At 41.6% G+C, this 7527-nt stretch carries 5 protein-coding genes and 10 tRNA genes; all 15 read left to right on the top strand.

Annotated elements, in window-relative coordinates; all coding sequences use genetic code 11:
- Positions 1 to 34 precede the first annotated feature (34 nt).
- The 15 genes from HT688_RS10550 (at position 35) to HT688_RS10480 (ending at position 7230) form a co-directional block, all read left to right on the top strand.
- Positions 35 to 105 (top strand) — tRNA-Gly (locus tag HT688_RS10550).
- A gap of 33 nt (positions 106 to 138) precedes the next feature.
- Positions 139 to 212: transfer RNA gene (locus tag HT688_RS10545), tRNA-Ile, on the top strand.
- A gap of 82 nt (positions 213 to 294) precedes the next feature.
- Positions 295 to 384, top strand: a tRNA-Ser gene (locus tag HT688_RS10540).
- A gap of 10 nt (positions 385 to 394) precedes the next feature.
- Positions 395 to 468, top strand: a tRNA-Met gene (locus HT688_RS10535).
- Positions 469 to 471: 3 nt separating this feature from the next.
- Positions 472 to 544: transfer RNA gene (locus HT688_RS10530), tRNA-Phe, on the top strand.
- 12 nt (positions 545 to 556) lie between these two features.
- Positions 557 to 637 (top strand) — tRNA-Tyr (locus tag HT688_RS10525).
- A 4-nt stretch (positions 638 to 641) separates the two neighbouring features.
- Positions 642 to 712: transfer RNA gene (locus HT688_RS10520), tRNA-Trp, on the top strand.
- 14 nt (positions 713 to 726) lie between these two features.
- A tRNA-His gene (locus tag HT688_RS10515) sits at positions 727 to 799 on the top strand.
- A gap of 13 nt (positions 800 to 812) precedes the next feature.
- Positions 813 to 884: transfer RNA gene (locus tag HT688_RS10510), tRNA-Gln, on the top strand.
- 9 nt (positions 885 to 893) lie between these two features.
- Positions 894 to 977: transfer RNA gene (locus HT688_RS10505), tRNA-Leu, on the top strand.
- Between the two features lie 106 nt (positions 978 to 1083).
- A complete protein-coding gene (locus tag HT688_RS10500) occupies positions 1084 to 2361 on the top strand; it encodes a glutamate-cysteine ligase family protein (protein WP_172923780.1) in 1278 nt (425 codons plus the stop codon).
- A gap of 75 nt (positions 2362 to 2436) precedes the next feature.
- On the top strand, positions 2437 to 3921 hold the full coding sequence (thrC, locus tag HT688_RS10495; protein ID WP_172923779.1) for a threonine synthase: 1485 nt from the start codon (positions 2437 to 2439) through the stop codon (positions 3919 to 3921).
- Between the two features lie 60 nt (positions 3922 to 3981).
- Positions 3982 to 5262 carry an MATE family efflux transporter gene (locus HT688_RS10490; RefSeq protein ID WP_172923778.1) on the top strand — a complete coding sequence of 427 codons (1281 nt, stop codon included), beginning with the start codon at positions 3982 to 3984 and terminating at the stop codon, positions 5260 to 5262.
- 3 nt (positions 5263 to 5265) lie between these two features.
- Positions 5266 to 5889 (top strand): HAD family hydrolase, encoded by a 624-nt coding sequence (locus HT688_RS10485; protein WP_172923777.1) that lies wholly within the window; start codon positions 5266 to 5268, stop codon positions 5887 to 5889.
- 162 nt (positions 5890 to 6051) lie between these two features.
- The gene (locus HT688_RS10480; RefSeq protein WP_172923776.1) at positions 6052 to 7230 is read left to right on the top strand and encodes a LysM peptidoglycan-binding domain-containing protein; all 1179 of its coding nucleotides are present in this window, start codon (positions 6052 to 6054) and stop codon (positions 7228 to 7230) included.
- The last annotated feature ends 297 nt before the right edge of the window (positions 7231 to 7527 follow it).

The following is a 7527-nucleotide window of genomic DNA, read 5'->3' as shown; positions in this document are numbered from 1 at the left end:
GGTCAGCGGTTCGATCCCGTTAACTCCCATTTTAGCGGGTGTAGTTTAGTGGTAAAACTACAGCCTTCCAAGCTGTTGTCGCGAGTTCGATTCTCGTCACCCGCTTTGAACTTTGTTCTTTGTACCAAGTTTTAACTTGGGCGCGTAGCTCAGGTGGTTAGAGCGCACGCCTGATAAGCGTGAGGTCGGTGGTTCGAGTCCACTCGTGCCCATAGTGTTTAGTCCATTACTAGAGAATTGAAACATTATCTTTTCACTAAGAGGACACGGGTTTGTTCCCGTATAAACTATTTTGGAGGATTACCCAAGTCCGGCTGAAGGGAACGGTCTTGAAAACCGTCAGGCGTGTAAAAGCGTGCGTGGGTTCGAATCCCACATCCTCCTTTTATATTAACGCGGGATGGAGCAGCTCGGTAGCTCGTCGGGCTCATAACCCGAAGGTCGTAGGTTCAAATCCTGCTCCCGCAATAAGGCTCGGTAGCTCAGTTGGTAGAGCAATGGATTGAAGCTCCATGTGTCGGCGGTTCGATTCCGTCTCGCGCCATTTATATATTTTGGAAGGGTAGCGAAGAGGCTAAACGCGGCGGACTGTAAATCCGCTCCTTCGGGTTCGGGGGTTCGAATCCCTCCCCTTCCATTTTACGGGCATAGTTTAAAGGTAGAACTAAGGTCTCCAAAACCTTCAGTGTGGGTTCAATTCCTACTGCCCGTGTTAATAGAATTATGGCGGGTGTGGTGAAGTGGTTAACACACCAGATTGTGGCTCTGGCATGCGTGGGTTCGATCCCCATCACTCGCCTATTTTATATTATTGGGGTATAGCCAAGCGGTAAGGCAAGGGACTTTGACTCCCTCATGCGTTGGTTCGAATCCAGCTACCCCAGTTACTATTTGCCGGCGTGGCGGAATTGGCAGACGCGCTGGACTCAAAATCCAGTGTCCGCAAGGACGTGCCGGTTCGACCCCGGCCGCCGGTATAGTATAGCGTTAGGAACGTAGTTAATCTTCGTTCCTTTTTTGTATTATTTTTGGTATAATAGTAGTTATTCAAATTTTATTTAGATTAAGAAAGTGTAGGGGAGTATGTCTTGTTCTATCGATTTATTAAAACATCGGTATTTGAAAAATATTAAAGAAAATCCTGAATTGTTTGTCGGAATTGAGTTGGAGTATCCTGTTGCAAGTTTAGAAGGGGATGCTACAAATGTTGAAATTATAAAGAATCTATTTCATTATTTAGTTTCCGCTCTGGATTTCACTGTAGAAAAGGTAGATGATTTTGGCAATCCTATCCAGTTAGTAGATCCAATAAGTCAGGATGCTATTTTATTTGAAGTTTCCTATACAACGATTGAGTTTGCATTTGGTAAGGCTGAAACGATTCAAGAGGTCGAAAATCGTTTTAATAATTATATGGATGTAATTCAGAGAAAATTAGGCGAATCAAATCATGCTATTGTTGGCTGTGGTATCCATCCCAACTGGGATAAAAATGAGAATTGTCCAGTGGCTTACCCACGCTATCAGATGTTGATGGACTATTTGAATTTGAGTAGAAATGTTACTAAATCAAACTTACATCATTTCCCTGAATATGGTGCTTTTATCTGTGGGAGTCAGGTTCAGCTGGATATTTCAAAATCCAACTACTTACGGGTGATTAGTGCTTTTACTCAAATTGAAGCGGCTAAGGCTTATTTATTTCCAAACTCTGAGTTTTCGGGAGCAGATTGGGATACGAAAATTTCAAGGGATATTTTCTGGGAAGAATCTATGCATGGTATCTATCCAGAGAACGTCGGGGTCAATGCTAGACTCTTTAAAGATGAGGATGATTTTTTTGATTATTTAGATCATTCTGCAATTTTTACTGCGGAACGTGATGAACAAACCTATTATTTTTATCCAATTCAGGCAAGGGACTATTTGGCTACACCTGAAATCCAAGCATATGCTCTGAATGGGGATAAGATTCTTATTTACCCTCAAGAGAAGGATTTTGAAACTCATCGTAGTTACCAGTACCAAGACTTAACGACTCGAGGAACAGTTGAGTTTCGTAGTGTGTGTACACAGCCACTTGATAGAACTTTCGCTTCTGCTGCCTTTCACTTGGGATTGTTGGTTAATTTAGATAAGTTAGTAGCTTACTTAGAAACAGCACCTTTCTTTAAGAAATTTGGTTGTGATTATAAGTTTTTAAGACGACAATTTTCTAAGAAAAAGCTTACAGATGAGGAAGAAACTACGATTATTGAATTTTCCAAAGACTTACTTCTGTTAGCTGAGGAAGGATTGAAGATGAGAAATAAACAAGAAATGATTTATTTACAGCCTTTGAAAGAAGAATTGGAACTATAATTTCTTTTATAAAGGGAGAATTTTCTGAAAAATCATGATATAATGGAAGAGACTATAGATAAAGGATAGAGAGTAATGACATTAGTTTATCAATCAACGCGTGATGCCAACAATACAGTAACTGCCAGCCAAGCTATTTTGCAAGGTTTGGCGACGGACGGCGGTTTGTTTACACCGCTTACTTATCCAAAGGTAGATTTGGACTTTGACAAATTGAAAGATGCTTCTTATCAGGAAGTTGCTAAGCTTGTTTTGTCAGCATTTTTAGATGACTTTACAGCTGAGGAGTTGGACTACTGTATCAACAATGCTTACGATAGCAAGTTTGATACTCCAGCTATCGCACCATTAGTGAAATTAGACGGCCAATATAATCTGGAGCTTTTCCATGGTTCAACAATTGCCTTTAAGGATATGGCCTTGTCTATTTTGCCATACTTTATGACAACAGCTGCTAAGAAGCATGGCTTGGAGAACAAGATTGTCATCTTAACAGCTACATCTGGTGATACTGGGAAAGCTGCTATGGCAGGGTTTGCGGATGTTCCTGGTACTGAGATTATCGTCTTTTATCCAAAAGATGGTGTCAGCAAGGTACAAGAGTTGCAAATGACCACTCAGACTGGCGACAATACTCATGTTATCGCTATTGATGGTAACTTTGATGATGCCCAAACTAATGTGAAGCATATGTTTAACGATGTGGCTCTTCGTGAGAAGTTGGCAGCCAACAAGTTGCAATTTTCATCTGCTAACTCTATGAATATCGGTCGTTTGGTGCCACAGATTGTTTATTATGTTTATGCCTATGCTCAGTTGGTTAAGACTGGTGAGATTGTGTCTGGTGATAAGGTCAATTTCACAGTACCAACAGGAAACTTTGGAAATATCTTAGCTGCCTTTTATGCTAAGCAAATTGGTCTGCCAGTTGGTAAATTGATCTGTGCTTCAAATGACAACAATGTTTTGACAGACTTTTTCAAGACACGTGTTTACGACAAGAAACGTGAGTTTAAAGTAACAACTAGTCCATCTATGGATATCTTGGTATCTTCAAACTTGGAGCGCCTGATTTTCCATCTTTTGGGGAATGATGCAGTTAAGACAGCTGAACTTATGAATGCCTTGAATACGCAAGGACAATATAAGTTGACAGACTTTGATGCAGAGATTTTGGACCTCTTTGCAGCTGAATATGCGACTGAGGAAGAAACAGCGGCAGAAATCAAGCGTGTCTATGAGTCAGATTCTTATATCGAGGATCCACATACGGCGGTTGCTTCGGCAGTTTATAAGAAATACCAAGCTGCTACTGGAGATGCGACTAAGACAGTGATTGCATCAACAGCTAGTCCATACAAGTTCCCAGTAGTTGCAGTAGAAGCTGTAACGGGGAAAGTTGGCTTAACTGACTTTGAAGCCTTGGCTCAATTACATGACATCTCAGGCGTTGCAGTGCCACCAGCAGTTGATGGGCTTGAAACAGCTCCTGTTCGTCACAAGACAACAGTGGCAGCTGCTGATATGCAAGCAGCGGTTGAGGATTATCTAGGACTTTAAGGCAGAAGGAGTAAACTCGGTTGGGAAACCAACTGAGTTTCTTTTCATCAGGAGGAAGGATTGTTTAAGAAAAATAAAGACATTCTTAATATTGCCTTGCCAGCTATGGGCGAAAACTTTTTGCAGATGCTCATGGGGATGGTGGACAGTTATTTGGTTGCTCATTTAGGATTGATAGCCATTTCGGGTGTATCAATAGCTGGCAATATTATTACGATTTATCAGGCGATTTTCATCGCTCTGGGAGCTGCTATTTCCAGTGTTATTTCAAAAAGTTTGGTGCAGAAGGATCAGTCTAAGCTAGCCTATCATGTGACTGAGGCGTTGAAAATTACTTTACTATTAAGTTTCCTTTTGGGAGCTTTGTCTATCTTCGCTGGGCAAGAGATGATAGGACTATTGGGAACTGAACAGACTGTGGCCGAAAGTGGAGGACTGTATCTATCTTTGGTAGGCGGATCGATTGTTCTTCTGGGCTTGATGACCAGTCTTGGTTCCTTGATTCGTGCAACGCATAATCCACGTTTGCCCCTCTATGTTAGTTTTTTATCCAATGCCTTGAATATTCTCTTTTCCAGTCTAGCTATTTTTGTACTGGATATGGGGATAGCGGGTGTTGCTTGGGGGACTATTCTGTCTCGTTTGGTTGGTCTTGTGATTTTGTGGTCACAATTAAAACTGCCTTATATGAAACCGACTTTTGGTTTAGATAAGGAACTATTGACCTTAGCTTTTCCAGCAGCTGGAGAGAGGCTTATGATGCGGGCTGGTGATGTCGTTATCATTGCCTTGGTTGTGTCTTTCGGGACAGAGGCAGTGGCGGGAAATGCAGTCGGAGAAGTCTTGACCCAGTTTAACTACATGCCTGCCTTTGGCGTCGCTACGGCAACGGTCATGCTGGTGGCTCGAGCGGTTGGAGAGGATAATTGGGAAAGAGTCGCTAGTTTGAGCAAGCAAACCTTTTGGCTTTCTCTGATTCTCATGTTGCCTTTGACCTTTAGTATCTATGCCTTGGGTGTGCCATTAACTCATCTCTATACGACAGATTCTCTAGCGGTGGAGGCTAGTGTTCTAGTGACACTTTTTTCACTACTTGGTACTCCTATGACGATAGGAACAGTCATCTATACAGCAGTCTGGCAGGGTTTGGGCAATGCTCGGCTTCCCTTTTATGCGACAAGTATAGGAATGTGGTGTATCCGCATTGGAACAGGATATCTGATGGGGATTGTGCTTGATTGGGGCTTGCCCGGTATTTGGGCCGGAACCCTTTTGGATAATGGTTTTCGTTGGTTATTTCTACGTTACCGTTACCAGCGTTATATGAGCTTGAAAGGATAGGAAATGCAAAAAACAGCTTTTATTTGGGATTTAGACGGGACTTTATTGGACTCTTACGAAGCGATTTTATCAGGTATTGAGGAGACTTTTGGTCAGTTTTCTATTCCTTATGATAAGGAGCAGGTAAGAGAGCTTATCCTCAAGTATTCGGTGCAAGATTTGCTTGTGCGGGTGGCAGAAGCTAGAAATCTGGATGTGGAAGTGCTCAATCAAGTGCGTGCCCAGAGTCTGGCTGAGAAGAATGCTCAGGTAGTCTTAATGCCAGGTGCGCGTGAAGTGTTGTCTTGGGCAGACCAAGTAGGGATTCAACAGCTTGTTTACACTCATAAGGGAGATAATGCTTTTACCATTCTAAGAGACTTGGGTTTGGAATCTTATTTTACAGAGATTATAACCAGTCAGAGTGGCTTTGCGCGGAAGCCAAGTCCAGAAGCGGCTACCTATCTCTTAGACAAGTATCAGCTGAATCCTGAGAAGACTTATTATATAGGGGACCGAACTCTGGATGTGGAATTTGCTCAGAATAGTGGGATTCAAAGTATCAACTTTTTAGAGTCGTCTTATGAAGGTAATCACAGGATTCAAGCGTTAGCAGATATTTCCCATTTTTTTGAGGCTGAGCGATAAAAAGATTGTGTCAATTTTGTGACAGAGACCTAACAAACTATTTCAAGTAATCGAGTTTGTTACAAGGAATAGACAGTTCTGTTAAATAAGCCCGAGAGGGCTTTTTTTCTGCTCTTTTTGTGTTATCATAGACAGGTACTCATTTGAAAGGAATTTGAAAGAATGAAGAAAAGAATATTATTAGCGTCAACAGTAGCCTTGTCATTTGCCCCAGTATTGGCAACCCAAGCAGAAGAACTTCTTTGGATTGCACGTAGTGTTGAGCAAATCCAAAATGATTTGACTAAAACGGACAACAAAACAAGTTATACAGTACAGTATGGTGATACCTTGAGCACAATTGCAGAAGCCTTGGGTGTAGATGTCACAGTTCTTGCGAATTTGAATAAAATCACTAATATGGACTTGATTTTCCCAGAAACTGTTTTGACAACGACTGTCAATGAAGTAGAAGAAGTAACGGAAGTTGAAATCCAAACACCCCAAGCAGACTCTAATGAAGAAGTGACAACTGCGACAGCAGATTTGACAACCAATCAAGTGACTGTAGATGATCAAACTGTTCAAGTTGCAGATCTTTCTCAACCAATTGCAGAAGCGCCAAAAGAAGTCTCATCAAATTCAGAAGTTACGGAGACAGTGACTGCTACAGAAGAAGTGACACCATCTACAGGAACTTCTGTCCCAGAGGAGCAAACAGCCGAAACAAGTAGTGCAGTTGCAGAAGCAGCTCCTCAGGCAATGACTCCAGCTGAGAAAGATGAAACTCAAGCAAGCACTCAAGCTGAATCAGCAGTAGAAGCAACTACAACACCAGTAGAAGAAAAAGCTCCTGAAACAACTGCAACAAGTTCAGAAGCAAAAGAAGTAGCATCATCAAATGGAGCTACACCAACAGTTTCTACTTATCAACCAGAAGAGACGAAGATAGTTTCAACAACTTACACAGCTCCAGCTGCGCCTGATTATGCTGGACTTGCAGTAGCGAAATCTGAAAATGCAGGCCTTCAACCACAAACGGCTGCCTTTAAAGAAGAAATTGCCAACTTGTTTGGCATCACATTCTTTAGTGGTTACCGTCCAGGAGACAGTGGAGATCACGGAAAAGGTTTGGCTATTGACTTTATTGTACCAGAAAGCTCAGAACTAGGGGATAAGATTGCGGAATACGCTATTCAAAATATGGCCAGCCGCGGCATTAGTTACATCATCTGGAAACAACGTTTCTATGCTCCATTCGATAGCAAATATGGGCCAGCTAACACTTGGAATCCAATGCCAGACCGCGGTAGTGTGACAGAAAACCACTATGACCATGTTCACGTTTCAATGAATGGATAAACAAGACTTGGTAATATCATTTTGACGAATGAGATCTAGCTTTCGTGATAGGAAGTAGGTCTTGTTCGTTTTTTATTTGTCATACTCTTCGAAAATCTCTTCAAACCACGTCAGTTTTATCTGAAACCTCAAAGCTGTGCTTTGAGCAACCTGCGACTAGCTTTCTAGTTTACTCTTTGATTTTCATTGAGTATCAATTTGAATGGAAGATGGGAAGTTTCTGTCTTGTAATGATTCAAGCAACATTCTTGCAATCTATTTTACTTTATACTCAATTGTTTTCAAAAAGCAACCTTG

This window comes from Streptococcus sp. 1559, assembly GCF_013276735.1.
Taxonomy (GTDB): Bacteria; Bacillota; Bacilli; order Lactobacillales; family Streptococcaceae; genus Streptococcus; species Streptococcus pseudopneumoniae.
The sequence above is the reverse complement of the archived record's forward strand: the minus strand, read 5'-3'. Positions and strand labels throughout refer to the sequence as shown.